Source organism: Vibrio chanodichtyis (genome assembly GCF_028863985.1).
GTDB lineage: Bacteria > Pseudomonadota > Gammaproteobacteria > Enterobacterales > Vibrionaceae > Vibrio > Vibrio chanodichtyis.
Genome location: NZ_JARBFT010000006.1, coordinates 61,407 through 87,391 on the forward strand (window position 1 = coordinate 61,407; position 25,985 = coordinate 87,391).

25 protein-coding genes are annotated in these 25,985 nt (G+C 49.9%); 14 read left to right on the plus strand and 11 right to left on the minus strand.

The window, feature by feature from the left end; all coding sequences use genetic code 11:
* Positions 1-19 precede the first annotated feature (19 nt).
* Positions 20-1,027, minus strand: coding sequence for a class II fructose-bisphosphatase (glpX, locus tag PUN32_RS07980; RefSeq protein ID WP_274722571.1), 1,008 nt, complete (start codon positions 1,025-1,027; stop codon positions 20-22).
* A 314-nt stretch (positions 1,028-1,341) separates the two neighbouring features.
* Between glpX and zapB the strand changes: the two genes are divergently transcribed.
* Positions 1,342-1,584: a cell division protein ZapB gene (gene zapB / locus PUN32_RS07985; protein ID WP_166014143.1), complete on the plus strand. Its 243-nt coding sequence runs from the start codon at positions 1,342-1,344 to the stop codon at positions 1,582-1,584.
* Between the two features lie 117 nt (positions 1,585-1,701).
* On the opposite strand, the gene metF is transcribed toward zapB, so the two are convergent.
* The 3 genes from metF to PUN32_RS08000 all read right to left on the minus strand — a co-directional run bounded on the left by metF (position 1,702) and on the right by PUN32_RS08000 (position 6,469).
* On the minus strand, positions 1,702-2,604 hold the full coding sequence (gene metF, locus PUN32_RS07990; RefSeq protein WP_274722572.1) for a methylenetetrahydrofolate reductase: 903 nt from the start codon (positions 2,602-2,604) through the stop codon (positions 1,702-1,704).
* A gap of 274 nt (positions 2,605-2,878) precedes the next feature.
* Entirely contained in the window at positions 2,879-5,290 is a 2,412-nt protein-coding gene (locus PUN32_RS07995) for a bifunctional aspartate kinase/homoserine dehydrogenase II (RefSeq protein WP_274722573.1), read from the minus strand.
* A gap of 12 nt (positions 5,291-5,302) precedes the next feature.
* Entirely contained in the window at positions 5,303-6,469 is a 1,167-nt protein-coding gene (locus PUN32_RS08000) for an O-succinylhomoserine (thiol)-lyase (RefSeq protein ID WP_274722574.1), read from the minus strand.
* 259 nt (positions 6,470-6,728) lie between these two features.
* On the opposite strand from PUN32_RS08000, the gene metJ reads away from it, so the two are divergent.
* Positions 6,729-7,046: a met regulon transcriptional regulator MetJ gene (metJ, locus tag PUN32_RS08005; protein ID WP_166014147.1), complete on the plus strand. Its 318-nt coding sequence runs from the start codon at positions 6,729-6,731 to the stop codon at positions 7,044-7,046.
* Between the two features lie 94 nt (positions 7,047-7,140).
* Here metJ and PUN32_RS08010 read toward each other — a convergent pair whose 3' ends face one another.
* Together PUN32_RS08010 and rpmE are read right to left on the minus strand one after the other, a co-directional pair.
* Positions 7,141-8,433 (minus strand): malic enzyme-like NAD(P)-binding protein, encoded by a 1,293-nt coding sequence (locus PUN32_RS08010; RefSeq protein WP_274722575.1) that lies wholly within the window; start codon positions 8,431-8,433, stop codon positions 7,141-7,143.
* A 279-nt stretch (positions 8,434-8,712) separates the two neighbouring features.
* Positions 8,713-8,931, minus strand: a complete 219-nt coding sequence (gene rpmE, locus PUN32_RS08015) for a 50S ribosomal protein L31 (protein WP_166014149.1) — start codon at positions 8,929-8,931, stop codon at positions 8,713-8,715.
* 253 nt (positions 8,932-9,184) lie between these two features.
* On the opposite strand from rpmE, the gene priA reads away from it, so the two are divergent.
* From priA to rraA, 7 genes are all read left to right on the plus strand, one after another.
* Complete coding sequence (gene priA / locus PUN32_RS08020; RefSeq protein ID WP_274722576.1) at positions 9,185-11,389, plus strand: primosomal protein N'; 2,205 nt, start codon at positions 9,185-9,187, stop codon at positions 11,387-11,389.
* Between the two features lie 330 nt (positions 11,390-11,719).
* Positions 11,720-12,727 (plus strand): DNA-binding transcriptional regulator CytR, encoded by a 1,008-nt coding sequence (cytR, locus tag PUN32_RS08025; protein WP_274722577.1) that lies wholly within the window; start codon positions 11,720-11,722, stop codon positions 12,725-12,727.
* 161 nt (positions 12,728-12,888) lie between these two features.
* A complete protein-coding gene (ftsN, locus tag PUN32_RS08030) occupies positions 12,889-13,458 on the plus strand; it encodes a cell division protein FtsN (protein WP_274722578.1) in 570 nt (189 codons plus the stop codon).
* Between the two features lie 144 nt (positions 13,459-13,602).
* A complete protein-coding gene (gene hslV, locus PUN32_RS08035; protein ID WP_274722579.1) occupies positions 13,603-14,175 on the plus strand; it encodes an ATP-dependent protease subunit HslV in 573 nt (190 codons plus the stop codon).
* 21 nt (positions 14,176-14,196) lie between these two features.
* Positions 14,197-15,528 (plus strand): HslU--HslV peptidase ATPase subunit, encoded by a 1,332-nt coding sequence (hslU, locus tag PUN32_RS08040; RefSeq protein ID WP_274722580.1) that lies wholly within the window; start codon positions 14,197-14,199, stop codon positions 15,526-15,528.
* Between the two features lie 89 nt (positions 15,529-15,617).
* Entirely contained in the window at positions 15,618-16,535 is a 918-nt protein-coding gene (locus PUN32_RS08045; protein ID WP_274722581.1) for a 1,4-dihydroxy-2-naphthoate polyprenyltransferase, read from the plus strand.
* Positions 16,536-16,609: 74 nt separating this feature from the next.
* Positions 16,610-17,122: a ribonuclease E activity regulator RraA gene (gene rraA / locus PUN32_RS08050; RefSeq protein ID WP_274722582.1), complete on the plus strand. Its 513-nt coding sequence runs from the start codon at positions 16,610-16,612 to the stop codon at positions 17,120-17,122.
* 184 nt (positions 17,123-17,306) lie between these two features.
* Here rraA and PUN32_RS08055 read toward each other — a convergent pair whose 3' ends face one another.
* Positions 17,307-18,680, minus strand: coding sequence for an MATE family efflux transporter (locus tag PUN32_RS08055; protein WP_274722583.1), 1,374 nt, complete (start codon positions 18,678-18,680; stop codon positions 17,307-17,309).
* 172 nt (positions 18,681-18,852) lie between these two features.
* A complete protein-coding gene (gene tpiA, locus PUN32_RS08060; protein WP_166014203.1) occupies positions 18,853-19,626 on the minus strand; it encodes a triose-phosphate isomerase in 774 nt (257 codons plus the stop codon).
* Between the two features lie 243 nt (positions 19,627-19,869).
* Between tpiA and PUN32_RS08065 the strand changes: the two genes are divergently transcribed.
* Together PUN32_RS08065 and PUN32_RS08070 are read left to right on the plus strand one after the other, a co-directional pair.
* The gene (locus PUN32_RS08065; RefSeq protein ID WP_166014204.1) at positions 19,870-20,220 is read left to right on the plus strand and encodes a 5-carboxymethyl-2-hydroxymuconate Delta-isomerase; all 351 of its coding nucleotides are present in this window, start codon (positions 19,870-19,872) and stop codon (positions 20,218-20,220) included.
* A gap of 19 nt (positions 20,221-20,239) precedes the next feature.
* A complete protein-coding gene (locus PUN32_RS08070) occupies positions 20,240-20,665 on the plus strand; it encodes a DUF805 domain-containing protein (RefSeq protein WP_274722584.1) in 426 nt (141 codons plus the stop codon).
* Here the strand turns inward: PUN32_RS08070 and PUN32_RS08075 are convergent.
* Together PUN32_RS08075 and PUN32_RS08080 are read right to left on the minus strand one after the other, a co-directional pair.
* The gene (locus PUN32_RS08075) at positions 20,662-21,024 is read right to left on the minus strand and encodes a DUF3135 domain-containing protein (RefSeq protein ID WP_274722585.1); all 363 of its coding nucleotides are present in this window, start codon (positions 21,022-21,024) and stop codon (positions 20,662-20,664) included. The two genes, PUN32_RS08070 and PUN32_RS08075, sit on opposite strands and share 4 nt — an antisense overlap.
* A 120-nt stretch (positions 21,025-21,144) precedes the next feature.
* Positions 21,145-21,762, minus strand: a complete 618-nt coding sequence (locus tag PUN32_RS08080) for a helix-turn-helix transcriptional regulator (protein ID WP_274722586.1) — start codon at positions 21,760-21,762, stop codon at positions 21,145-21,147.
* 377 nt (positions 21,763-22,139) lie between these two features.
* Here PUN32_RS08080 and PUN32_RS08085 point away from each other — a divergent pair, with 377 nt between their 5' ends.
* The 3 genes from PUN32_RS08085 to PUN32_RS08095 all read left to right on the plus strand — a co-directional run bounded on the left by PUN32_RS08085 (position 22,140) and on the right by PUN32_RS08095 (position 24,899).
* Entirely contained in the window at positions 22,140-22,430 is a 291-nt protein-coding gene (locus PUN32_RS08085) for a co-chaperone GroES (RefSeq protein ID WP_166014207.1), read from the plus strand.
* A 54-nt stretch (positions 22,431-22,484) separates the two neighbouring features.
* Positions 22,485-24,119: a chaperonin GroEL gene (gene groL, locus PUN32_RS08090; protein WP_274722587.1), complete on the plus strand. Its 1,635-nt coding sequence runs from the start codon at positions 22,485-22,487 to the stop codon at positions 24,117-24,119.
* 219 nt (positions 24,120-24,338) lie between these two features.
* A complete protein-coding gene (locus PUN32_RS08095; RefSeq protein WP_166014209.1) occupies positions 24,339-24,899 on the plus strand; it encodes a VC2662 family protein in 561 nt (186 codons plus the stop codon).
* Positions 24,900-24,955: 56 nt separating this feature from the next.
* Here PUN32_RS08095 and epmB read toward each other — a convergent pair whose 3' ends face one another.
* Complete coding sequence (gene epmB / locus PUN32_RS08100) at positions 24,956-25,978, minus strand: EF-P beta-lysylation protein EpmB (protein WP_274722588.1); 1,023 nt, start codon at positions 25,976-25,978, stop codon at positions 24,956-24,958.
* Between the last annotated feature and the right edge of the window lie 7 nt (positions 25,979-25,985).

Below are 25,985 nucleotides of genomic sequence, written 5' to 3' on the forward strand. Positions count from 1 at the left end.
TTATTACACCTGTTTGGCGTTATAAAATGATGTCGCGCACTTGTGGGTCTTTACGATCCAGATAATGGGTTGAGCGAATGCGACGAATGGTGCGGCAGCGACCACGGATCAACAGGGTTTCGGTGGTGGCAATGTTGCCTTGGCGGCTGATGCCATCCAGCAGATCGCCTTTGGTGATCCCAGTTGCAGCGAAAATGACGTTATCGCTGCGTGCCATATCTTCCATTTTTAGCACTTTACCTGCTTGTACGCCCATTTGTTGGCAGCGTTCAAGCTCTTGCGCCCCCCAAATCCGGTTATCTTCTGTATCACCTTTAACTTGGTGACGTGGCAGTAAGCGGCCTTGCATGTCGCCATCTAGTGCGCGGATCACCGCCGCTGACACCACCCCTTCCGGAGCGCCACCAATGCAGTACATCATGTCTACTTCACTGTCTGGCATACAGGTAAGGATCGACGCCGCGACATCGCCATCTGGCACGGCAAATACACGTACGCCCATCTGCTGCATTTCGGCGATCACGTTATCATGGCGCGGTTTGGCTAAGGTAATCACCACCAATTCGTTCAGCGGTTTATTCAGCGCGTGAGCAACTTGGTGCAGGTTATCTTGCAGGGGCAAATTAAGATCAATGCAGCCTTTCGCGCCCGGGCCAACCACCAATTTTTCCATATACATATCAGGCGCTTTGAGGAAGCTACCTTTTTCGCCAGCAGCTAAGACAGCCAGTGCATTGGATTGCCCCATCGCGGTCATGCGGGTACCTTCAATCGGATCGACGGCGATATCCACCGCATCACCGCCAATTCCCACTTGCTCACCAATATAAAGCATCGGCGCTTCATCAATTTCGCCTTCACCAATCACGATTTCACCGCTGATCTCGGTTTGATTGAGCAAAATACGCATCACTTCTACCGCTGCACCATCGGCCGCGTTCTTATCACCACGTCCTAACCATTTATAGCCTGCTAGTGCGGCACCTTCGGTGACGCGGGAAAAAGCCATTGCCAAATCGCGTTTCATGCTTGCTCCAAACTCAAGAGAGAAAATCTGCGCCGGATTCTATCATAGTCTAAAGTAATCGTTTGCTTTTTGCGGTGGTCAGCCTTTGCCTTTGATCAAAAACCGACGAAAAAAGTCATCATAGGCTCAAGTCCGTGCAGCTAGCCGAGCGTGAGTACGCGATTAAGTTAAGCCAAGGTCAAATTGCGCGTTTTTTTTAACCAAATAGTAAAAAGATCCCACTTAGGAGGTGTTTCTAAGCACAGGGCTGAGTAGAATGATCTCAATCAGTGAAGTTGACTTCACCTTAACCGGATCAACAAAGGTAAAACACCATGTCTTTTGAAGTATTAGAAAAACTCGAAGCAAAAATTCAAACTGCAGTCGACACTATCGCGCTACTGCAAATGGAAGTTGAAGAGCTGAAAGATGCCAAGCAACAACTCCAAACGGAAGCTCAGCAACTGCGTGATATTCGTGATGAGTTAGAGCAGCGTGCTCAGCAAGTTGAGCAAGAGCATACGGCGTGGCAAGAGCGCATCCGTAGCCTGCTTGGCAAAATGGAAGACGTAGAGTAACTCTGCCGTTATCGCATAAAATCGCATACGCCGACCACTGGGTCGGCGTATGCGATCTTGTCACGGAGCATCGGCTTAGTGACTGGGTATAGCTTTAATTACTGATTACCACTTTAATTACTGGGCACAGCTTGACGCTGGCGGTCTGACCCCTAAAGTGTGGCAGAGCGCGTAAGTCATTTCGGCGCGGTTTAAAGTGTAGAAATGGAAATCTTTCACCCCTTCACGCGATAGTACGCGTATCATATCAATCGCTTGACTCACACCAACCAACTGACGAGTGACTGGATCCTCTTCCAATCCGGCAAATTGTTTTACCATCCAGTTGGGTACTTTGACGTGGTTTTGTGCCGCAAAGCGTGCTGCTTGCTTAAAATTAGATACTGGTAGAATACCGGGGATAATTTCGACCTCAATACCCGCTGCAACGCTGCGATCCCGAAAACGCAAGTAGCTTTCCACATCAAAGAAAAATTGGGTGATGGCGCGGTTGGCTCCTGCATCTACTTTGCGTTTTAAATTGAGTAGATCCGCCTGCGCACTTTTTGCTTCAGGATGCACTTCAGGAAAAGCGGCCACTGAAATATCGAAATCGTGGCGCGATTTGAGCAGCGCTACCAGATCGGCGGCGTACATATCCGGCTGGCCACCATTGGCTGGAATATCACCGCGCAGAGCAACAATATTTTGAATACCGTTATGCCAATAATCATCCGCAATTTGGATCAGTTCATCGCGTGTCGCGTCAATGCAGGTGAGATGAGGAGCAGCAATTAAACCGGTTTGATCTTTGATGGCTTTGATGATCGAATGGGTACGATCCCGCTCGCCGGAATTCGCGCCATAAGTGACCGAGACAAATTTGGGCTGGAGAGTTTTTAGGCGCTGTACTGAATCCCACAGTGTTTGTTCCATTTGTGCTGAACTCGGGGGGAAAAACTCAAATGAGACATTGATATCGGACAGTTCGGCAACGTTCCGGTTTAAGGCATCGATATGGCTGGCGTGTGTGTATCCCATCTTGTACTCCCTGTGACGAACCTGTCACTGCCTGAATTCAAATTTACGTTTAGACGTCCATATGGCTGTAGCTTGTCGTGAATGAGGCTGGATGTCAACGCTACCAGTATGAATATTATTCATGTTGTAGCTGAATGGGATTCAAGTTGGTGGTTAAGTGGTCGAGGTTTGGTTGGGCGATGTGGAATGCGAGCGGCGCTTCATCATCAGCAGCGAGTGGCCAAACCTAGTGCTAAAAGTTAAAGCTCGCCAAAGCGACGAGCTTTAGATGTGGCTACAGCAAGCTGGCGAGTAGATTGAGATCGGATTGAATCGCACCTGCGGTGACTTCCCGCCCAGCGCCAGGGCCGCGGATCACCAGTGGATTATCGCGATACCATTTACTTTCAATCGCGAAAATATTGTCGCACGGTAGCAAGTTGGCTAACGGGTGATCTTGCTCAAGCGCTTCGACGCTAACGCTGGCTTTGCCATTTTTTTCCAATCTGGCGACATAACGCAGCACTCGGCCCTGTTTCTGGGCGCGGGCGAGGCGCTCTGCGAGCTGTTGATTGAGTAATTGGCCGTGATCGAAAAACTCATCCAGCGACACTGAGCGCAGCTCCTCTGGCACTAAGGATTCAACTTTGACACTGTGCGGCTCAATTTCTAAGCCAGATTCACGGGCGAGAATTACCAGTTTGCGCATCACATCCGAGCCATCCAGATCGCGGCGCGGATCCGGTTCGGTTAAGCCTTGTTGCCAAGCCAAATCGACCAATTCGCTAAACGGTAAACTGCCATCGTATTGTTGAAACAGCCAAGAGAGGGTGCCGGAGAAAATCCCCGACAGCGCCATGATTTCATCGCCACTTTCCCGCAAATCGCGCACAGTGTGGTTAATCGGTAAACCGGCACCTACTGTAGCGTTATACAGCCAGTGGCGACCGATTTTGTGAAACGCATCTTTCACTTGATAGTAGTAATTACCGGGAGCAGAGCCGGCCATTTTATTGGCGGAAATCAGGTGCCAGCCTTGCTCCGCGATGGCTAAATAGTGCTGGGCCAATTCTGCGCTGGCAGTGACATCAATGACCACTGCTTCATCGTAACCTGTTAATTTACCCAGTTGGCTGAGCCAGTTTGCGGCCAGATTTGGCTGCGCTTCGTCTTGAAAGCGGTTGGCGACTTGGCTGGGATCGATGCCTTGTTGGTTAAACCAGTAGGTTTGGCTATCGACCACAGCGACCAGTTCAAAACTCATGCCGTGGCGCTGTTCCAGTTTCTGTTTCTGTTCGGCAAACAGTTTAAGCCAGCTTGAGCCGATATTGCCTTTACCGCACAGCGCAATCGCGACCCGTTTTTGTGCTTGGAATAGTTGATTATGCAGGCCATTGACCAACGGATTCAGTGGGGTTTGGCGCAGCACGGCGACTAAGCTGAGGTTGGATTCCGATGCGCTGATAAACTCAACCGGTAATGCGCTCAGTTGTTGGTAGAAACCGTAACAATGGTTGGGGTTTTTGGTTACGCCAGCCCCTACTGCCGCGACTAAATGGTAGCCGGCTTTGAGGGTCAGTTCGGCTGGGTAATTAGCCGCTTGCAGTGCAGCCACCACACCAGGAGCAATTTCGGCGGTGTAAGCTAAACGTAAGCGGTATTGATCGGGCTGCGCCTCATAAGTGAGCGGTTGCAGTTGAATGCGTTGTAAATGTTGCAGCATCTCTTCTTGTAGGCGTGGTACATCATGTTGATGAGTAAAACTGAGTTCAAGCAGTAACACATCATCCAATGAGGTGACGATTTTTGCGCCGCGTCCTGAGGCCAGCACCCGCTCAATGCGGGTCGATCCGGATTCGGCTTGATGGCTACAGCGCAGATGCAACTCCATGGTGCTGTGTGCGACAGGTTGTAAGGTACGGCTATGCAGTACTGGTGCAGCCAAACGCGCTAGCTCATTGGCTTCATCGAGCCTGAGCAGCGGAAGTAAGCAGGCGTCACTCACTATGTGTGGGTCGGCACTGTATACACCTGCGACATCACTCCAGATGGTGACTCGCGAAACCTCGGCTAAAGCACCAATCACCGTGGCCGAGTAATCGGAACCATTGCGGCCGAGTAGTACGGTTTCCCCCTGGTCGTTTTGGGCCATAAAACCAGTGATCACAATTCGCCGCTGGCTATGTTGCGCCAATACCGCTTTGAGCAGAGGGTAAGAGCGGGCGCGATCAACTTCTGGTTGGGTGCCAGCTTCAGCACGTAAAAAGGCACGCGCATCTTGCGCTACCGCTGGCAGCGCTTGCTGATCGAGTAAGGCGGCCAATAAACGTGCTGACCACAGCTCTCCGTGGCCAAGCACCCAAGCGTATTGGGCGCTGGTGAGTGGTGCACGCAGCTCTCCGAGTACGCTGATCTCTTGGCGTAATTGGTTTAATAGCCGTTCCGCCGTCGGCGCGGCAAGCAGCTTGGTGATCAACTCCGCTTGATAGTGGCGCAAACCTTGTAGGGTTTCGTGGGCAACTCGACCATCTTTACTCAGTGCCTGCACAAAACTGATCAAACGGTTGGTGGTTTTGCCAGCGGCCGATACGACCACCAAATCTTCACTTTTTGAGTAACTTTTCAGAATGCTGGCGACGCGCAGATAACACTCTGGGTCGGCAAGGCTACTGCCTCCAAATTTATGCAACTGACGGGCGTGAGTCATACGCGGGTCTCCTTAAGTGATGGAATTAGCTTGCTGAAAGGCTTGATCAAGATCGGCGATCAAATCGCTGCTCTCTTCTAGACCGATTGAGAGGCGCAGCAGTTGCTGAGAAATGCCCGCTTCCGCTAGGGCTACCTCGCCCATTGCCCGGTGAGTCATTGAGGCTGGGTGACAGATCAAACTTTCGACCCCGCCCAGTGATTCCGCGAGTGAAAACAGTGTCAATTGACCAACAAAGCACTTTAATTGTGCCAAGCTGCCGGCAAACTCAAAACTGAGCATGGCGCCAAATCCAGACTGCTGCTGTTTGGCTATTGAATGGCCAGCGTGGCTCGTTAGGCTAGGGTGGTAAAGTTTGCCCACCAAGGGTTGGCTGTGTAGATAGGCTAAAATGTGCTGGGCATTCTCTTCATGTTGGCGCATCCGCGCGCCTAGAGTACGCAGACCACGCAGGGTCATGTAACTATCAAAGGGAGTGCCTGTCGCACCTAAGCAATTACCCCACCAAGCCAACTCGGTGGCGTGCTGCGGATTTTTGCAGATCAACACTCCGCCAATCACATCCGAGTGACCATTGATGTATTTGGTGGTGGAGTGCAGGACAAAATCAGCGCCTAAGGCGAGTGGTTTTTGCAATATGGGGGTCAAAAAGGTGTTGTCTACCGCCACCAAAGTGCCTTGCGCTGCGGCCTGTTGGCATAGATGGGCAATATCCACCACCCGCAGCAGAGGGTTGGAAGGCGTTTCAATCAACAGCAATTTAGGCTGACGAGCTAACGCTTGGGTGAATGCGGCTTGGTCGGCTTGATCGACAAATTGCACTTGGAAATCGCCTTTTTTGGCACGGGTATTCAGTAAGCGATAAGTGCCGCCATAGCAGTCGTGAGGAGCGATGATCAGATCTTGTGGGCCGAGGAAAGCGCTTACCCATAAATTGATGGCTGAAGTACCACAGTTGGTGACAACCGCACCCGAGCCACCTTCCAGCTCGGATAAGGTTTGTTCCAGTAAACTACGGTTCGGATTGCCAGAACGGGTGTAATCGTATTGCGGTACTTCGCCAAAGGCGGGGAAACCGTAATTGGTGGAAAGATAGATCGGCGGTACAACCGCATGATATTGAGTATCCGATTCGATTCCGGTACGCACCGCAATCGTGGCTGGTTTGCGTGTGGTCATAGCATTTCCTTGCTGACTATTCTGTCCTAGAGAGCCTTATCATACCGCCTCGACGCAGAAAGCGGCAGCGGAATGGTGAAAGTACCACCCCGCTGAGTTTCGGTTTGATGACCGGCGATTTATTATGCGCTACTTTACTGTTCTTAATTTGAGACGTCAATACATCTAGATGTCTATATGTCTTTGCTTATGGCAGTAAATGCCGCTAAAATTGAGGCCTTTGAAATTTCGATTCGAACCAAAACAACGAAGGTGCGCAATGGCAGACTGGGATGGCGAATACATCAGCCCCTATGCAGAGCATGGGAAAAAAAGCGAGTTGGTAAAAAAAATCACGGTATCCATTCCGCTCAAAGTTCTTAAAGTGCTTACTGATGAGAGAACACGCCGTCAAGTGAATAACTTACGTCATGCAACCAACAGTGAACTGTTATGTGAAGCTTTCTTGCACGCCTACACTGGCCAGCCGCTGCCGACCGATGAAGATCTACGTAAAGATCGTCCGGATGATATTCCGAGTGAAGCGAAGCGCTTGATGACCGAAATGGGCATCGCGTTCGAATCTTATGATGAGTGATCGATCGGCCACTGAATACGCGTAAGCGCACGATAGTCGTGATCAAAAAGCCCCTCGCTTGAGGGGCTTTACCTTTGCTGCGTGGCAGGATAGATCAGCGATGGCTGATTTCATCCAACATATAATCTTTAGGCATAGCAATCCGCGCCACCCCAGAATCCACCGCCGATTTCGCGACTGCCCGTGCTACGCGGGGCAGTAAACGAGGATCCATTGGTTTTGGAATAATGTAATCAATACCAAAACTGAGCTTATCCACTCCAGCGGCGACCAGCACTTCAGCCGGCACTGGCTCTTTGGCCAGTTGACGAATCGCATCGACGGCGGCCAATTTCATCTGTACGTTAATTTCACTGGCGCGCACATCTAATGCGCCACGGAAAATAAACGGGAAGCAGAGTACGTTGTTGACTTGGTTCGGATAGTCACTGCGTCCGGTGCCCATGATCATATCATTGCGCACTTGATGCGCGATCTCGGGTTTGATTTCCGGATCGGGGTTTGAACAGGCAAACACCACCGGTTTGTCGGCCATCAATTTTAGCGCTTCAGCCGGTAGCAGGTTCGGGCCCGATACGCCTAAGAAGAGATCAGCACCGGCAATCACATCTTCCAGGGTTCGTTTGTCGGTATTATTGGCAAACAGCGCTTTATATTGATTGAGATCGTCCCGTCGAGTGTGGATCACCCCTTTGCGATCCAGCATGTAGATTTTCTCACGCATTGCCCCGCACTTGATCAGCAATTCCATACAGGCCACGGCTGCCGCTCCGGCACCCAAGCAAACAATGATACACTCTTTCAATTGCTTACCTTGCAGCTCTAACGCGTTGAGCATACCGGCGGCGGTGACAATCGCAGTACCGTGCTGATCATCGTGAAAGACGGGCACATCACAGCGCTCAATGAGGCGGCGTTCAATCTCAAAGCAATCTGGTGCTTTGATATCTTCTAAGTTGATGCCACCGAAAGTGTCGGCAATGTTGGCCACCGTGTCGACAAATTCGTCGATAGTGCGGTGTTTGACTTGGATATCAATCGAATCTAACCCAGCAAAGCGTTTAAATAGCAGCGCTTTGCCTTCCATCACCGGTTTAGAGGCCATCGGCCCTAAATTGCCTAAGCCTAAAATTGCTGTACCGTTTGAGATCACGGCCACCGTGTTGCCTTTGGCCGTATATTTGTAGATATTTTCAACATTTTGCGCAATTTCACGTACCGGCTCGGCCACCCCAGGGCTGTAAGCCAGCGCGAGATCGTCGGCGGAGTCAGCCGGTTTGGTGAGCGCAATGCCAATTTTACCTGCTGTAGGGTAAGCGTGGTAATTTAGCGCGCGTTGGCGAAACAGTTGTTCAGGCGTTGCAGTGAGGTGATGGTCATCGGACATAGGGCTGTTCTCTTATTTTATGGAAAAGATCACAATAGGTAAGGCAGAGATTATAACTTACGAGATTGTAACCTGCCTCGGTTGGATACCAAGCACAGCGTACAAAAAAAGTCACGATCTTGCTGATAAGACTGAGCAAAATGTGAATCACGGAGAAAAAATCGCCAATCGGTTGGATGTTGTTGTGGCTTATCAGTCGCAATGGGGATGGTAGAACGAGAGTTAGTGATGAAAAAAGGACGCCGTAGCGTCCTTTTTAAAATCGTGCGTAAGCAGTGATTACTTCTTCGCAGACAGTGCGCCGAAACGCTTGTTGAAGCGCTCAACACGACCACCGGTGTCAACGATACGTTGCTTACCAGTGTAGAATGGGTGGCACTTGTCACATACGTCTAAGTGCATAGATTCTTTGGTCAGCGTAGAGTTGAAAACGAAAGAATTGCCGCAAGAGCAAGTTGCGTTTACTGCTTTGTATTCTGGGTGGATACCAGCTTTCATGGGATAACCTCAATTTAGGCCGTGTCGCCATCCGCATCATGATCGGCGGACACCACACGTAGTGTTAAAAATAACCAGTTTGCATATCCAGAGAGGTTAACCCTCTAGGATGCCGTAAGGCGCGATATAGTAATGAATCTCGCAGTTAGGATCAACCGCTCTCGCTGATTATTTCGCCAAAAGGCTGGGTCGAATTTTTGCCAAGCTTCCAGTAGACTGTGATCCGTTTGATTTTTCGCTGTTTTGGACCCCAATGCGCCCAACCATTGCCCGAGTTTGTCTGCCTGTTCCGTTAGATAAATCTTTTGATTATCTGATCCCAGCCCATCTGTTTCCGATACTGGGTGGACGGGTGCAAGTGCCTTTTGGGCGGCAAACCTTAGTCGGTATTGTCCAATCGCTGACGCATCAGTCGGATTTTCCGATCGAGCAGCTCAAATCACTGCAAGCGGTATTGGATGTTGCACCGGTGTGGCCACAAAAGCTGCAAACCTTGCTGGATTGGTGTAGCCAGTTTTACCATTATCCGTTGGGCGAAACTTACGCCAATGCGTTACCCGGCGCGCTGCGTAAGGGCAAGGCAGCACAATTGACCAGTCATAAAGAGTGGCGTTTGACGGCGCAAGGTCAACAGCAACTGATGCAAGGCGTAAAACGAAGTGCGGTTAAGCAAGCGCAACTGCTGCATCTGTTGCAGCATGGCGCTTTATCTCACCAAGCCTTGCTGGATCAAGATGTGAGTAGCACAACCCTTAAGACCTTAGTTGAAAAAGGCTGGATCGAGTGTGAGGAGCGTCAGCCGATCGTACGCCCTTGGCCACCAGAGCTGGAAGCTCAAGTGGATAAACCCAAGCTCAATCAAGAGCAGGCGATTGCGATTGCCGCGGTCAATAGCTTGCAAGGTTTTGGCTGCTTTTTGCTGGAAGGGGTGACCGGCTCTGGTAAAACTGAGGTGTATCTTAATTTGATCACGCCAGTGCTGGCGCGAGGTGAGCAAGCCTTGGTGTTGGTGCCGGAAATCGGTTTAACCCCACAAACCATCAACCGTTTTCGTCAGCGCTTTAATGTGCCGGTCGAAGTAATGCACTCGGCGCTGAATGATAGCGAACGCCTCAACGCTTGGTTGGCGGCGCGCGATAAAGTGGCTGGGATCGTGATTGGTACTCGCTCGGCATTACTGACCCCGTTCGCCAAATTGGGCATTATTATTGTTGATGAAGAGCATGATGGCTCTTACAAGCAGCAAGATAGTTTGCGCTATCACGCACGCGACGTGGCGGTGATGCGCGCTCATCTTGAGCAGATCCCGATTGTATTGGGTTCGGCAACTCCCGCCTTAGAAACATTGCACAATGCACTGAGTGGCAAATATCATCACCTGCAACTGACCCAGCGGGCAGGCAATGCGCTGCCAACCCGCAATCATGTGTTGGATGTTAAAGGCTTATATTTGGAAAGCGGCTTGTCTGCGCCATTAATTGCCCAAATGCGCCAACATCTGAGCGTGGGCAATCAAGTGATGCTGTTTTTAAATCGGCGTGGTTTCTCGCCCGCCTTGATGTGTCACGAGTGTGGTTGGATCGCCGAATGTCAGCGCTGCGATGCGTATTACACCTACCATCAACACAGTGATGAAGTGCGCTGCCACCATTGTGGATCGCAGCGGCCAGTCATCCATCAATGCCAAGGTTGTGGTTCAACTCAGTTGGTTACGGTTGGCGTTGGCACTGAGCAGTTGGAAGCGCAACTACAGCACTTATTCCCCGAATATCGCGCGATACGCATTGATCGTGATAGCACTCGGCGTAAAGGCAGCTTAGAAGCGGCATTGAGCGCGATCCGTGCTGGTGAATATCAAATTTTGATTGGTACCCAGATGCTAGCCAAAGGTCACCATTTTCCTGATGTGACCTTAGTGGCACTGCTTGATGTCGATGGTTCACTGTACAGCAGTGATTTTCGCGCCGCTGAGCGTTTAGCACAGTTATTGATTCAAGTTGCCGGAAGGGCGGGGCGCGCCAGCAAACCGGGTGAGGTGGTGCTGCAGACTCATCACCCAGAGCACAGTTTGTTGCAAGCGCTGCTGCATAAGGATTATCACCATTTTGCGTTAACCGCTTTGCAAGAACGTAAGCTGGCGCAATTACCGCCTTATGCTTATCTCTGTTTATTTCGAGCAGAGGCGAATCAAGCGGCACAAGTTGAAGATTTTCTACGGCAAGTTCGAGAAACTTTGCGCTGCAACCCTTGGTTTGATGAGGGGGGTATGTTGCTCGGGCCAACTCCCGCGCCACTGGCTAAACGAGCCGGTAAGTTCCGCTGGCAACTGTTGCTGCAAACCCCTAATCGTGCGCTGATGCAGAAAATTTTGCACAGTGCTCGCCCGGCCGTGCAGCAATTACCGTTGGCCAATAAAGTGCGCTGGTCGATTGATCTTGATCCACAAGATTTGAGCTAGGCGAAAATAGCCCGATTGGGGATAAATATTGTTAATTTTGTCAGCAAATTAATGCTTATTGTCGTGATGCATATCACGCCATCGATGCAAAAAATGTTAATCCAGCCGTAACTTTCTGTTCTGAATTGCTTAGACTATCGGTAAAATCCACCAGTGAATCGTTTTCGTATGGCAAAAATGACTGATTTTGCTGCTATCGAGGGCGCGGCACATTTTGTGTCGCCAGATTGTTGCACACTAGAGTGAGATAACACTCAACCCATCCCTCCGGCTGTAAACGGTGTGATGTAACCCCCCTTAATTCAACTTAATCAAAGAGGTGTAAAACAAATGGCGACAATGAAGGATGTTGCCCAGCTTGCCGGAGTGTCGACCGCCACCGTATCGCGTGCGTTGATGAATCCTGAAAAAGTCTCATCTTCGACGCGTAAGCGAGTGGAAGAGGCGGTGCTGGAAGCGGGTTATTCACCAAATTCTTTAGCGCGTAATCTGCGTCGTAACGAGTCAAAAACCATCGTGGCGATCGTGCCTGATATCTGTGATCCCTATTTTTCAGAGATTATTCGCGGCATTGAAGATGCGGCGATGGAGCAAGGGTATCTGGTGTTATTGGGTGATAGTGGTCAACAGAAGCGTCGGGAAAGCTCGTTTGTCAATTTGGTATTGACCAAACAAGCGGATGGCATGGTGCTACTGGGGACCGATCTGCCGTTTGATGTCAGCAAACCAGAGCAGAAAAACCTGCCGCCAATGGTGATGGCGTGTGAATTTGCCCCAGAACTTGAGTTGCCAACCGTGCATATTGATAACCTCACCTCAGCCTTTGAAGCGGTGAACTATTTAACTCAGCTTGGACACAAACGCATTGCACAAATTTCAGGCCCGCCTCACGCGGTGCTGTGTCAATTTCGTCAGCAAGGTTATCAACAGGCATTGCGCCGCGCTGGTATCCCGATGATGCCCAATTACAGCACGTTTGGCGATTTCACGTTTGAAGCAGGGGTTAAAGCGGTGCGTCAATTACTGGCATTGCCAGAGCAGCCGACCGCGATTTTCTGTCACAACGACACCATGGCGATTGGTGCGATGCAAGAAGCGAAACGCTTAGGTTGGCGGGTACCACAAGATTTGTCGGTGGTCGGTTTTGACGATATTCAATTTTCGCAATATTGCGACCCACCCCTGACCACGATTTCTCAACCGCGTTATGAAATTGGTCGTCAAGCGATGTTGATGATGCTGGAACTGTTGCGTGGCCATGATGTGCGCGCTGGTTCTCGTTTATTGGAAACCAAGCTGGTGGTGCGTGAGAGTGCGGCTCCGCCCAATAAAAAATAGCGATTAAGGCAAATGAAGTAGTAATGTAGCTAGGTGCTGACTGAGTGGCGGTAGCGGATAGAGGGTTGGCGCTCCACCATCAGTTGTTGCGCTATAACGCTATTATCTGCTCGCGTTCTACATTAACATATCGATAAATTTATGAATTTTTGAACGATAAAGTGGCTAATCGAGATTATGTAAGAGGTGGTCGGAGTACCAAAAAACCGATCCGTAAAAAAGCAGCCCCACGCCGTAAACCTTGGCGTAGTGGTTTGGTGGCGTTAGTGCTGGTGGTGGGATTTGGTTATGGGTTGTATCTACTCAATAACGATCCGCAGCCTCAGGTCAAAGCACCAGTTGTGACCCCTCAACCTGCCGCAAGCAGTAAGCCAGCATCCAGCAACCAAGCCAATGCGAGCAAAAACTTACCGCCGCCCCCGACCGAAAAGTGGGATTATGTCGATTCACTGCCGAATCGCGAGATTGAAGTGGTGGCTAAGCAGCAGCAAGTCTCTAATGTGCCGTACGTAATGCAGTGCGGTGCGTATAAAACTGCCGAGCAAGCGGAGACGCGTAAACTGGATATCGCTTTTCAAGGCATCAGTAGCCAAATTCGGAAAAAAGCCGACAGCAGTTGGTATCGAGTGGTATTAGGGCCTTACAAATTTAAACGTGATGCCGAGCGAGATAAGCACAAATTACAGCGCGCCAAAATTGAGCCGTGTGCGATTTGGGCTGAAGCGCAGTAACCCAGTCATCTCCCCTTGCCAAAAGCCTGATGTTGATCAGGCTTTTTTATTGGCGGTGGGTCAACTTTTGTTCAGCCGCTTGAAATTCCCCCTCACTGGCCACATATAGCCACTAATTGTCATGTGAACATAAAGAGGCCGCTTGTGACTACTATCGTATCCGTGCGTCGAAATAATAAAGTTGTCATCGCTGGTGACGGGCAGGTATCGCTAGGCAATACCGTGATGAAAGGCAATGCGCGTAAGGTTCGCCGCCTTTACCACAACAAAGTGCTAGCGGGATTTGCCGGTGGAACCGCCGATGCTTTTACCCTGTTTGAACGTTTTGAAAGCAAGTTACAGATGCACCAAGGCCATCTGACCAAAGCTGCGGTCGAGCTGGCCAAAGATTGGCGTAGCGATCGCGCATTACGCCGTTTAGAAGCGATTTTAGCGGTCGCCGATGAAACCGCATCGCTGATCATTACCGGTAATGGTGATGTGGTGCAGCCTGAGCACGATTTGATTGCGATTGGCTCTGGTGGTAACTATGCGCAAGCGGCGGCGATTGCCCTATTAGAAAACACGGAGTTGGATGCGCGCACCATCGCCGAAAAGGCGCTCAATATCGCCGGTGACATCTGTGTGTTTACCAATCATCATCACACCATTGAAGAACTCGACGCGACCTCGCCAATGTTGCCAGACGGTCAAGCGCCGCAAGATAGCGCCCAATAAGCTGAGTGAAGGATTTGAATTATGTCTGAAATGACTCCCCGCGAAATAGTCAGCGAGCTGAATCGCCACATTATCGGTCAAGATCAAGCGAAGCGTGCCGTGGCGATTGCGCTGCGTAATCGCTGGCGTCGTATGCAGCTTGAAGAGAGCTTGCGCGCTGAAGTTACCCCGAAAAATATCCTGATGATCGGCCCAACTGGGGTGGGTAAAACCGAAATTGCTCGCCGCTTGGCTAAACTGGCCAATGCGCCATTTATCAAAGTGGAAGCGACCAAATTTACCGAAGTGGGTTATGTGGGTAAGGAAGTGGAATCGATTATCCGCGATCTGACCGATGTAGCGGTGAAATTGACGCATCAACAAGCGATGGAAAAAGTGAAATTCCGCGCCGAAGAGCAGGCGGAAGAGCGCGTATTAGATGCGTTGTTGCCGCCAGCGCGTGATGCGTGGGGACAAGCGGAGCAGAAAGAAGATAACTCCAGCACTCGCCAAGTCTTTCGTAAAAAGCTGCGTGAAGGGCAACTGAACGACAAAGAGATTGAGATCAACGTCGCGGTACCACAAATGGGGGTTGAGATCATGGCGCCTCCAGGTATGGAGGAGATGACCAATCAACTGCAGGGGTTGTTCCAAAATCTGGCGGGTGATACCAAGAAAAAGCGCAAAATGAAGATCAAAGAAGCGTTGAAAGCCTTGGTCGAGGAAGAAGCGGCTAAGTTGGTCAATCCAGAAGAGCTGAAAGAGCAGGCGATTTTTAACGTAGAAAACCACGGCATAGTGTTTATTGATGAGATCGACAAAATCTGTAAACGTGGTGAAGTGTCAGGCCCAGACGTGTCTCGTGAAGGGGTGCAGCGCGATCTGCTGCCTTTAATTGAAGGCAGTACCGTATCGACCAAGCATGGCATGGTGCGTACTGATCACATTCTGTTTATTACCTCTGGCGCTTTCCAAGTGGCTAAGCCATCCGATTTGATCCCGGAGCTGCAGGGTCGCTTACCGATTCGGGTCGAACTTGAAGCGCTATCGAGTGACGATTTCGGACGTATTCTGACCGAGCCGAAAGCTTCGCTCACTGAGCAATATGTTGCGCTGATGAAGACCGAGCAAGTTGATGTTCAGTTTAGCCCAGATGGCATCAAACAGATTGCCGATGCGGCTTGGCGAGTCAATGAGACGACCGAAAATATCGGTGCGCGTCGTCTGCATACCGTGCTTGAACGTTTGATGGATGAGATCTCGTTTGATGCTACGGAAAAATCTGGCCAGAGTTTGGTGATTGATGCCAGCTATGTGAAAGCGCGTCTCGGAGCGCTAGTGGAAGATGAAGATTTGAGTCGCTTCATTCTGTAACGCTCAATGGCCCATCGCATTGCGGTGGGCTTTTTCATTTCGGTGATTTGCGGGTATACTCAGCCCATGTTGATCGTAGTCTCATTATCATGAATAACTCTGTGCAAATTTGGTTGGATGCCGCGCGTCCAAAAACCTTGCCGCTGGCACTGATCTCAATTCTAACCGGTAGCGCATTAGCTTTTTCGGCTGGACATTTCGATGGGTTGATCGGGCTGTTAGCACTGCTCACCGCCACCTTGCTGCAAATTTTATCGAACTTAGCCAATGATTATGGTGATGCGGTACAAGGCACCGATAATCATGCTCGGCTCGGGCCGATGCGCGCGATTCAATCCGGTGCGGTCAGCTTGCGTGATATGCAGCGTGCGATGGCGATTAATGTACTGCTGACCATTTTCTCTGGTTTGGCTCTAGTGCTGTATGCCTTCGATAATGTGCAAAATATTGTGATCTTTATTGGCCTTGGCGTGCTGGCTATTTTGGCCGCGATTGCCTACACCGTGGGTCAGCGGCCTTATGGCTATGTTGGACTTGGCGATTTATCAGTCTTTCTGTTTTTTGGTCTGCTGGGCGTTTCTGGGAGCTTTTTCTTGCACACTGGTGCGGTGGAGTGGAGCTTACTGCTGCCATCACTGGGCTGCGGTTTACTGGCGGTGGCGGTGCTCAACATCAACAATATGCGCGATATCGAAAACGATGCGCGGTGCGGTAAGCGTACCGTCGCGGTGCGTTTAGGCCAAGTGCGAGCTAAGCACTACCATTTTGCGTTGTTGTTTGGTGCGGTGGCGGCATTTGCTGGTTATTTAGTGCTACAAGACAAACCCCTGTGGATCAGTTTGCCATTTTTACTCTGTTTATCATTAGTGACGCGCCATGGTCGTGAGGTATGGTTTACCGAACAGCCAGCCCAAATTGCACCGATGATGCCCGTGATTGTCAAAACCTCGGTGATCACCAACCTTTTGTTTGTCGGAGTGATCATTGCCCAAACTCTGAGCAGTTAATTTGCACTCTGGCATTGCAATGACCCTATCACTCTATATACTCGTTGGAAGACTTTCGCTAAGAGAACCAAGCTATGGAATACAATACTTCTGCGCTATGTGATATCTATCTCGACCAAGTCGATGTCGTAGAGCCAATGTTCAGTAATTTTGGTGGCAGTGCTTCTTTTGCCGGTCAAATCACCACGATTAAATGCTACGAAGATAGTGGCTTGATCCGTGAAACACTGGAGCAAGATGGGCTAGGGCGTATTTTGCTGATCGATGGTGGTGGTTCGCTGCGTCGTGCATTGATTGATGCCGAACTGGCAGCCTTAGCGGAAGAAAATGAGTGGGAAGGCATTGTGGTGTATGGCAGTGTCCGCGAAGTGGATGAGCTGGAAGAGATGAATATTGGCATCCAAGCCATCGCCGCTATTCCTGTTGGAGCCAACGCACAAGGGATCGGCGAAGTGGATATTCCAGTCAACTTTGGCGGGGTCACTTTCCTACCGGAAGATTATCTGTATGCTGACAATACTGGCATCATCATCTCACAACAACCACTCAGCACCGATTTAGGCGAAGAGGATGATGAGCTGGTGTAACTCACGCTCAAGGTTTGTTTAAGCTGAATGTGAGTTGGAATCTAGCCACCGTTTTTGCTGAGCATTTTTCAGTTAAGCGTTGTGAAGAGTTCCATTGTTGATGTTCATCACGCGAGCCGATGTATTGCACATCGGCTTTGTTTTTTGTGGTTTTGCTTTTTCTTGTTTGGTTTTGGTCGCTTGATCAGATGATCTTGTCTTGCGTCGGTGCTGCAAGGTTACTGGCAAGTCGATATTGACTGCGTAGGGTTACTGCATGGCGATAAGCCAACCCCCCTCCCAAGATATTGCCCAGCGCAATACCGATAAAAAGCCCTTCAGTGTGATAGTAAAAGCTGCCAAGCCAAGCTGCTGGCAGGGTAAAAACAAACAACCGCATAAAGCTCCATTGAAATGCCTGTAAGGGTTGATGCAATGCGTTGAGCGCGGAAATCAACATCATCACTACGCCTTGAAAACCGTAGCTGATTGGTACCACCAGCAGATAATGCCATAGCAGATCGCGCACAGCAGGCTCTTGAGAAAATAGCGCGGCTAGCGGAACGCTGAGCGGCACCATCATGATAAACACCATCAACTGAAACAGCAGCGCGAAGCGCAGGCTAATAAACAGCCCAGCAAAGCTACGGGCTGGATTTTTTGCGCCGAAATTTTGCGCCATAAAGGGGGTTAACGCCGAGGTGAGTGACATCAACACCAAGATTAATATCGATTCAATTCGTAGCGCAGCACCATAGGCCGCCACCGCGCTGGTGCCGTGGCTTGACAGCATCATCATCAGCAGTGCTCCTGCCAGCGGATTCATTGCCGTCGATAGGGTTGCCGGGGTTCCAATCTTGAGGATCTGGCGCCAGTCGTGAGCAAGTTGTGGCCATGAGGGCATCGCCAACAATTTATCACGTTTGATCAATAAATAGAGTGAGCCTAACAAAGCGCCAAGCCAAGACAAAGCACTGGCAATCGCAGCGCCTTGTATGCCCAGCTCGGGGAATGGGCCATAGCCAAAAATCAGCAGTGGATCGAGCACACCGTTAATTGCACCAGCCAGTAGCATAATTTTCGCCGGAGTTTTGGTATCGCCCGTTGCGCGGATCACGCTGTTGCCGGCCATCGGTAGCACAAGCAGCGGAATGGTGAGATACCACACCTGCATATATTGAGCGATCAGCGGCAGCAGATCACGACTGGCTCCCAGCAGTAAAAACAGCGGGTTGAGCGTCAGTAAGCCCAGTGTGCTGGCGCAAATGACCAGCAGTAAGGCGAGCAGCAATCCATGGCTGGCAACTCGGGAGGCCAATTGGCTGTCACCTTGGCCGAGTAAGCGGCCGATAAGGGTGGCCAAGCCAACCCCAATGCCCATCGTGATACAGTTGACAGCAAAGGTGACTGGGAAGGTGTAGCTGATTGCTGCCAAAGCTTGAGTGCCGAGCAGGGAGATAAAAAAAGTGTCGACCAAGTTAAACATCAAGACCGCCACTAAGCCAAACACCAGCGGCACCGTCATTTGCCGTAAAACGTGAGCAATCGGAGCGGAAAGCAGACCGTATTTATCTTGCATAGCATCGACGCGCTAGGGGAACAGGTGGTTAGCATACCTGAAGTTAAAAACCGCGCCTAGCGCAGGGGAAATGGGTAGGTGACTTGAAGCACCCCAAAATTAAACAGAGAGCGTTGAAAAACAACAAGGCCAGCAAGCGCTGGCCTTGAAGCATGACGAGCTAAGCGATTGATTACGCTTTTTTCGCTTCTGCTGCAGCTTTAGCGATCGCGGCAAAGCCTTTCGCATCCAGCGCTGCACCGCCAACTAGAGCACCATCGATGTCTGGTTGTGCGAAGTAAGCGGCTGCGTTTTCAGGTTTTACGCTACCGCCGTATTGAATGATTACTTGCTCAGCCACGGCTGCATCTTTCGCCGCGATCAGAGCGCGGATTGATGCGTGGATGCGTTGTGCATCATCAGCGGTCGCTGCTTTACCAGTACCGATAGCCCAGATTGGTTCGTAAGCGATGATCGCACCGTTCAGCGCTTCCACGCCACACGCATCGATCACGGCATTGATCTGGCGAGCACATACTGCTTCAGTTTCGCCCGCTTCGTTTTGTGCTTCGGTTTCACCGATACAGAACACTGGCGTCAGACCATTTTCTTTCAGGAACGCAAATTTTTGCGCAACGAATTGGTCAGACTCTTGGTGGTAATCACGACGCTCAGAGTGGCCGATAATGATGTGTGAAGCACCGAAATCTTTCAGCATCGCTGGCGACATATCACCAGTGTAAGCACCGTTGTTATGAGTATCCGTGTTTTGTGCACCCAAGATCAGTTTATTACCGCCTTGTTTGATCAGGCGCTCAGCCAGATCCAAGTACATCGCTGGTGGCGCAACGGCAACATCTACACCTACCACACCTTCAAGTTCTGCATTCAAGCCGTTTAACAGGTCAGTGACCATAGCTTTGCTGCCATTCAGTTTCCAGTTACCCATCACTACAGGACGACGCATAGCAATATCTCCATATCTCATCAATGTAAAAAATAAACTCGCAGGACTATAGCAGAATAAATTCGCCAGATCATGACTCGCATCATGACTTTCTGGGATCAAATCCGCTTGCAGATTGAGGAAAGCAGTGATCTGAGTGACAGATTGTCGCTGATCAACTCGGTTTTTGGGCTTGAACTTGTTATTACTAGGCCGAGCCTGACAAGCTGAGCATTTTTCACCACCGTAACTAAGGAGCCGCCAATGCCGAATTTGGTCATGGAGTATTCAAGTTCAGTCGATGAACGGATCAATGTGCAAGGATTGCTGGAGGATTTACATCAAGCCGCGATTCATTCCGGGTTATTTAACACTGCGGCGGTAAAATCACGCGCCGTGCGCTGCCATCATTGGTTAATCGGCGATGAAGGGGATAGTGTTGATTTTATTCATCTTAGTTTTGAGCTACTCAGCGGACGCAGCGTGCAGCAAAAACGTGCTTTAGCCGATGATCTGATGGCTATTTTGCAAGATAAAGCTAGTAATATCCGCAGTTTAACCATCAATCTCCGCGAAATGGATGCGGACTGTTTTCAAAAAGTGATCAATCAATAAGATCATTGAGGTCAAAATCATGTCGTTACAAACACTGTTACTCTCTTTTCAAGGCCGAGTCGGGCGTCGGACCTATTGGCTGTGGAATGTATGCTACTACGCGATGATCGCTCTGTTTGCCGTGCTGGCCAATCAATGGTTGCCCAATATTGCCCACTTAATTTTGCCAGTTTTTTTATTACTGGTATTAGTACCGGATTTAGCGATTACCGCTAAGCGTTGGCATGATCGTGATAAATCGAGTTGGTGGCTGTTACTTAACCTACCGTTGGTGATTGGGCGTATGACCATCCCGACTGGCGAGTTAGCGATCAATGCTGAACCTGGTATGCCTGGAACGCTGATTTCACTGGCCGCCCTGTTGTGCGGCGCTTGGATTTTGGTTGAGTGTGGTTTTTTGGCAGGATCGGAGCACGAGAATCGATTTGGCAGTGTGGCCAGTTAGTGCTGGCCATTATCACGCGCAGATGTTGTCGGAAACGCAATCAGTTGGGCGCAATGCTCTTGATGTAAGTCCCCCTCAAGCGCATCTCTAAATTTTGCCATCTGCGTGCACAATTCACGCATCAAGAGCACATTGATATGATCGGGATTTTTCCCGCGACTGATCATGCGATCGATATGACTCTGTTGTGCCCATAATCTTTGTTGCATCACCCGCGAAGCAGACAAAATCATCTCTTCGCACAGATCTTTTTTGACCTGTTCAAAAGCATCAGGATGATTTTTGGCGAGTGCCACCAGCTCATCAAAAGGCGGCAATGTATGGCGAGCTGATAGTGGCTGTTGTGGTGAGCGGGACATAAGTCGCTCCTTACTAGGCTAAGCAGAGCTTTCTGCAACACTAACAGCGTAAGCAATTTTTAACGGGCTGGGCGCCACAAATGGCAATTGTCTTATAAATGAGATGTAAGGGAAGAACCTTTAGCGTAGCCGGATCCAATAACTGCAGCGCCGTTGGCCGGCGACAATATGCTCTTGACGGTCGATTTGATAAGCCTCACCCAGTAGGCGACGAAATACATTCAACTCGGATTGGCAGAGGTTTGGGCAGCGAGTGGCGGCTTTGCAAATCGGACAGTGATTTTCAATCAACACAAATCCATCTGCAACCGGCTGTAATTCGGCCATGTAGCCTTCTTGTTCGCGCAGAGCAACCAGCGCTGCAAGTTTATCGGCTAACTCATGATAGTCGGCTAAGGCGCTGTGATAGGCTGCGAAAGTTTGCGCTTCACGCTGCTGCGCGACTTTAGCCACTCCTTGTGTCCCGAAAAGATGCTCAACGGCATCAAGCACCTGAATCGTCAGTTCGCCATGCCGATCGGCAAATTGGTAGTGTCCTTTAGCGGTCAAACGCCAGTGACGAGTGGGGCGACCCACCTTGACTTTTACATCATCAAAGCACAGCACTCCAGCTTGCTCTAAGCTTTGCAGATGTTGGCGCGCGCCCATGGTGGTCATATCGAGATCGGCGGCTAATTGTTTGGCGGTGACGCTACCTTCACGTTTAATGGTGTGCAAAATGCGCTCAACCGTTTTCATCGTTTTTATCCTTGTCGTTAACCGGATCTGGCTATCTCTGCTTAGTCGCTGTGTTTAGGCGTCGCGCGTATTATGGAATGCTTATTATCTAAAGCAAACCATTTACTATTTGTCGGCGGTTTAAGCTGCCGTTTTGCCGCCAGCATTGGTGGTATTTGAGTGCTGTTTGATGGGGTCGAGCTTGGTGGCGTGCAGAGCAAGCCAAGCCAACCATTAACGCCAGTTTTGGTGAATTACCGTACAAAAACGTTAATTCAATCACGTTTTTTTATGCTTTGCCCCTTGGGATATTAAGCAAGCTACCCCACATAAGTGACATATGCTGATGATCAGCGTTTTATCAACCATACGGAAAATTAAATCAGGAGAGACGACCGATGAATATTCGTCCATTACATGACCGAGTGATCGTTGAACGCCAAGAAGTTGAATCAAAATCTGCTGGTGGGATTGTTCTAACTGGTTCTGCGGCGGAAAAATCAACTCGCGGTAAAGTGTTGGCTGTTGGTAAAGGCCGCGTTCTGGAGAACGGTTCAGTACAAGCTTTAGATGTGAAAGTTGGCGATACCGTAATTTTTGCAGAAGGCTATGCTACGAAAACTGAGAAGATCGATGGCAAAGAAGTCTTGATCTTGTCTGAACATGACATTTTGGCAATCGTTGAATAATTGATTCTGAATCCCAACCAAAATCAACAACTGAATTTAGAAAGGAAATGAAAAATGGCTGCTAAAGACGTACGTTTTGGTAATGACGCTCGTGTAAAAATGCTGGAAGGCGTAAATATTCTGGCTGATGCGGTAAAAGTCACCTTAGGCCCTAAAGGCCGTAATGTGGTGCTAGACAAATCTTTTGGTGCTCCTGTTATTACTAAAGACGGGGTATCGGTTGCGCGTGAAATTGAACTGGAAGATAAATTCCAGAACATGGGCGCACAAATGGTTAAAGAAGTCGCTTCACAAGCGAATGATGCGGCGGGAGACGGAACCACAACGGCGACGGTACTGGCTCAATCGATTGTCAATGAAGGCCTTAAAGCGGTTGCTGCGGGTATGAACCCAATGGATCTTAAGCGCGGCATCGACAAAGCGGTAATTGCTGCAGTTGAAGAGCTGAAAGCACTGTCAGTGACTTGTGCAGATACTAAAGCGATTGCTCAAGTGGGTACGATTTCTGCTAACTCAGACACTAGCGTTGGCAACATCATTGCGGAAGCGATGGAAAAAGTGGGCCGCGATGGCGTGATCACGGTTGAAGAAGGCCAAGGTCTGCAAGATGAGCTGGATGTGGTAGAAGGCATGCAGTTTGACCGTGGTTACCTGTCACCTTACTTCATCAACAATCAAGAAGCGGGCAGCGTAGAGCTAGACAGTCCATTTATCCTGTTGGTGGATAAGAAAATTTCTAACATCCGTGAACTGTTACCGGCTCTGGAAGGGGTTGCCAAAGCATCACGTCCACTGCTGATCGTGGCGGAAGATGTTGAAGGCGAAGCGTTGGCTACTTTGGTAGTGAACAACATGCGTGGCATCGTGAAAGTTGCGGCAGTTAAAGCGCCTGGTTTTGGTGATCGTCGTAAAGCGATGCTGCAAGATATCGCGATTTTGACTGGCGGTGTGGTGATCTCAGAAGAGATTGGCCTAGAGCTGGAAAAAGTGACTTTGGAAGATTTGGGCCAAGCGAAGCGTGTCTCGATCACCAAAGAAAACTCAACCATCATTGATGGTGCTGGCGATCAAGCGGCGATCCAAAGTCGTGTTGCGCAGATCCGTCAACAAATCGAAGAAGCGACTTCTGACTACGACAAAGAGAAACTGCAAGAGCGTGTGGCTAAATTGGCTGGCGGCGTAGCGGTGATCAAAGTTGGCGCAGCGACTGAAGTGGAAATGAAAGAGAAGAAAGATCGCGTTGAAGATGCGCTGCACGCGACTCGCGCCGCGGTAGAAGAAGGTGTGGTTGCAGGTGGCGGTGTGGCACTGATCCGTGCCGCGTCTAAGCTGACTGATCTGCAAGGTGACAACGAAGAGCAAAATGTAGGGATCCGTGTTGCACTACGTGCAATGGAAGCCCCACTGCGCCAAATCGTGAAAAACGCTGGTGACGAAGAGTCAGTGGTGGCCAACAATGTCCGTGCTGGCGAAGGTAACTACGGTTACAACGCGGCGACGGGTGTATATGGCGATATGATTGAAATGGGTATTTTGGATCCAACCAAAGTGACTCGTTCAGCGCTGCAATTCGCGGCCTCGGTTGCCGGTTTGATGATCACTACCGAAGCGATGATTACCGAACTGCCGAAGAAAGATACCCCTGCAATGCCTGATATGGGCGGCATGGGTGGCATGGGAATGATGTAATCCCTGATCTTACTCGTTGATAAACCGGAGCTTAGTCTCCGGTTTTTTATCGCGACAGCCCACTCAGCGAAGCGGATTCGCTCAATTGATCGAAAAAAGACGCGAGGATAGTGCATCGCTGGAACCGAAAAACTGAGAGAGTGTGCACAAATTCTCGCCGCACTTGTGGCTAAGATTGCTGAGTTTTTCCGTATTTATTTTGATTTAGAGGTTATTTTTATGAACAAGCCGTTTGCTTTGATGGCTCTGACTGCTGCGCTGGCCGCTCCTGCTGCATTGGCAGCGACGCCGGTGATGTTTTCTTCGATCAATAATTTCAACACGCCTGATGCCAACCAAGTGGCAGGTCTACGTGTTTCAGCGTTGCATGGTAAAGTGGCGGAAGTGAAAGGGGTGGATTTTTCCATTCTTGGTCTGTCGGAAACCAACAAAACCACTGGTGTAAACTTTGGCTTCTTGTTTGGTGCCAGCAAAGTTAACCAAGAGATGACTGGCGCATCGCTCGGTCTGCTTAACTGGAACACGGGCCATACTTACGGTGCTAACCTCGGTTTGGTGAACTTGACCAATGATGTGCATGGGGCAAACTTGAGCTTTGTGAACTACTCACAAGGTAATACTTTGGTTGATCTCGGTGCGGCTAATTTCTCAAGTACTTCGACAGTACAGTTTGGCCTGTTCAACAAAACCGACAAAATTGAAGGGGTGCAGATTGGCTTGATCAACTGTGCTGATAACGGTTTCTTCAAGTGCTTCCCCATCATTAACTTTGCTAAGTAATGGGATAAATTTCCTTCCGATTTGAAACGGCAGCGTTGCTTAGGTAACGCTGTTTTTCATTCAAGCTGCAAGTCGAGCGGGGTTTTACTTGGCCTGCCACCTACTTCACGGGTGAGTTTGGGCACTAGATAGCCAGAAACCTGTTCGAGCAAACCGGCCATAATCTTTCGCGCTTCATCATCACTGACGTAAAAGTGTGCCGCGCCTTGTACTTTATCCAGTACATGCAAGTAATACGGCAAAATACCTGCATCAAACAAGGCTTCACTGAGCGCGACTTGCGCCTCAACCGTGTCATTCACCGCTTTAAGTAGCACACTTTGGTTCAGTAACGTTACATTCACCGCACGTAAGCGAGCCAGTTGTTGGGTGAGCTCGAGATTGATTTCATTGGCGTGATTGATGTGAGTCACCAACAGAACTTGCAAGCGAGTTTGCGCCAATAGCGCCACCAATTGATCGGTTATGCGGGCTGGGATCACCACTGGTAAGCGCGAGTGAATGCGCAGCCGCTTGATATGAGGAATGGCCGCGATGCGTTCGATTAGCCAGGCCAGTTCTTGATCTTTGGCCATCAAAGGATCGCCACCAGACAAAATTACTTCATTGAGCTCACCATGCTCGGCAATGTAGTTAAGGCTGTGCTGCCAAATTTTTTTATTACCTTGGTGATCTTGATATGGAAAATGGCGACGGAAGCAGTAACGACAGTTGATGGCGCAGCCACCTTTGACAATCAATAAGCAGCGATTTTGGTACTTGTGCAGCAAGCCGGGAAGCGTGTTATTTTGCTCATCCAGCGGATCATGAGAGTAGCCGGGATGGATCTCAAACTCTGCACTCAGCGGTAAAACCTGCCGTAACAGTGGATCGGCCGGATTGCCTTTTTGCATACGCGCGACAAAACTTTGTGGTACGCGCTGCGCAAACAGTTGGCGCGCCGCCAATCCGGCTTGCCATGGTGTTGGATCTATCTCCAGTTGCTGCAGCAGTTGCAGCGGATCGGAGATCGCGTTTGCCAATTGTTGCAGCCAGTTTTGCTCAACAGAAACGACTTTTCGGGTTATGATGTGCGGCATTGATTTT

What these genes read in the sequence shown, in the direction of transcription:
- glpX (WP_274722571.1), bottom strand. Translation starts at nt 1,027, where the DNA reads ATGAAACGCGATTTGGCAATGGCTTTTTCCCGCGTCACCGAAGGTGCC.
- zapB (WP_166014143.1), top strand. Translation starts at nt 1,342, where the DNA reads ATGTCTTTTGAAGTATTAGAAAAACTCGAAGCAAAAATTCAAACTGCA.
- metF (WP_274722572.1), bottom strand. Translation starts at nt 2,604, where the DNA reads ATGGGATACACACACGCCAGCCATATCGATGCCTTAAACCGGAACGTT.
- PUN32_RS07995 (WP_274722573.1), bottom strand. Translation starts at nt 5,290, where the DNA reads ATGACTCACGCCCGTCAGTTGCATAAATTTGGAGGCAGTAGCCTTGCC.
- PUN32_RS08000 (WP_274722574.1), bottom strand. Translation starts at nt 6,469, where the DNA reads ATGACCACACGCAAACCAGCCACGATTGCGGTGCGTACCGGAATCGAA.
- metJ (WP_166014147.1), top strand. Translation starts at nt 6,729, where the DNA reads ATGGCAGACTGGGATGGCGAATACATCAGCCCCTATGCAGAGCATGGG.
- PUN32_RS08010 (WP_274722575.1), bottom strand. Translation starts at nt 8,433, where the DNA reads ATGTCCGATGACCATCACCTCACTGCAACGCCTGAACAACTGTTTCGC.
- rpmE (WP_166014149.1), bottom strand. Translation starts at nt 8,931, where the DNA reads ATGAAAGCTGGTATCCACCCAGAATACAAAGCAGTAAACGCAACTTGC.
- priA (WP_274722576.1), top strand. Translation starts at nt 9,185, where the DNA reads ATGCGCCCAACCATTGCCCGAGTTTGTCTGCCTGTTCCGTTAGATAAA.
- cytR (WP_274722577.1), top strand. Translation starts at nt 11,720, where the DNA reads ATGGCGACAATGAAGGATGTTGCCCAGCTTGCCGGAGTGTCGACCGCC.
- hslU (WP_274722580.1), top strand. Translation starts at nt 14,197, where the DNA reads ATGTCTGAAATGACTCCCCGCGAAATAGTCAGCGAGCTGAATCGCCAC.
- PUN32_RS08045 (WP_274722581.1), top strand. Translation starts at nt 15,618, where the DNA reads ATGAATAACTCTGTGCAAATTTGGTTGGATGCCGCGCGTCCAAAAACC.
- rraA (WP_274722582.1), top strand. Translation starts at nt 16,610, where the DNA reads ATGGAATACAATACTTCTGCGCTATGTGATATCTATCTCGACCAAGTC.
- PUN32_RS08055 (WP_274722583.1), bottom strand. Translation starts at nt 18,680, where the DNA reads ATGCAAGATAAATACGGTCTGCTTTCCGCTCCGATTGCTCACGTTTTA.
- tpiA (WP_166014203.1), bottom strand. Translation starts at nt 19,626, where the DNA reads ATGCGTCGTCCTGTAGTGATGGGTAACTGGAAACTGAATGGCAGCAAA.
- PUN32_RS08065 (WP_166014204.1), top strand. Translation starts at nt 19,870, where the DNA reads ATGCCGAATTTGGTCATGGAGTATTCAAGTTCAGTCGATGAACGGATC.
- PUN32_RS08070 (WP_274722584.1), top strand. Translation starts at nt 20,240, where the DNA reads ATGTCGTTACAAACACTGTTACTCTCTTTTCAAGGCCGAGTCGGGCGT.
- PUN32_RS08075 (WP_274722585.1), bottom strand. Translation starts at nt 21,024, where the DNA reads ATGTCCCGCTCACCACAACAGCCACTATCAGCTCGCCATACATTGCCG.
- PUN32_RS08080 (WP_274722586.1), bottom strand. Translation starts at nt 21,762, where the DNA reads ATGAAAACGGTTGAGCGCATTTTGCACACCATTAAACGTGAAGGTAGC.
- PUN32_RS08085 (WP_166014207.1), top strand. Translation starts at nt 22,140, where the DNA reads ATGAATATTCGTCCATTACATGACCGAGTGATCGTTGAACGCCAAGAA.
- groL (WP_274722587.1), top strand. Translation starts at nt 22,485, where the DNA reads ATGGCTGCTAAAGACGTACGTTTTGGTAATGACGCTCGTGTAAAAATG.
- PUN32_RS08095 (WP_166014209.1), top strand. Translation starts at nt 24,339, where the DNA reads ATGAACAAGCCGTTTGCTTTGATGGCTCTGACTGCTGCGCTGGCCGCT.
- epmB (WP_274722588.1), bottom strand. Translation starts at nt 25,978, where the DNA reads ATGCCGCACATCATAACCCGAAAAGTCGTTTCTGTTGAGCAAAACTGG.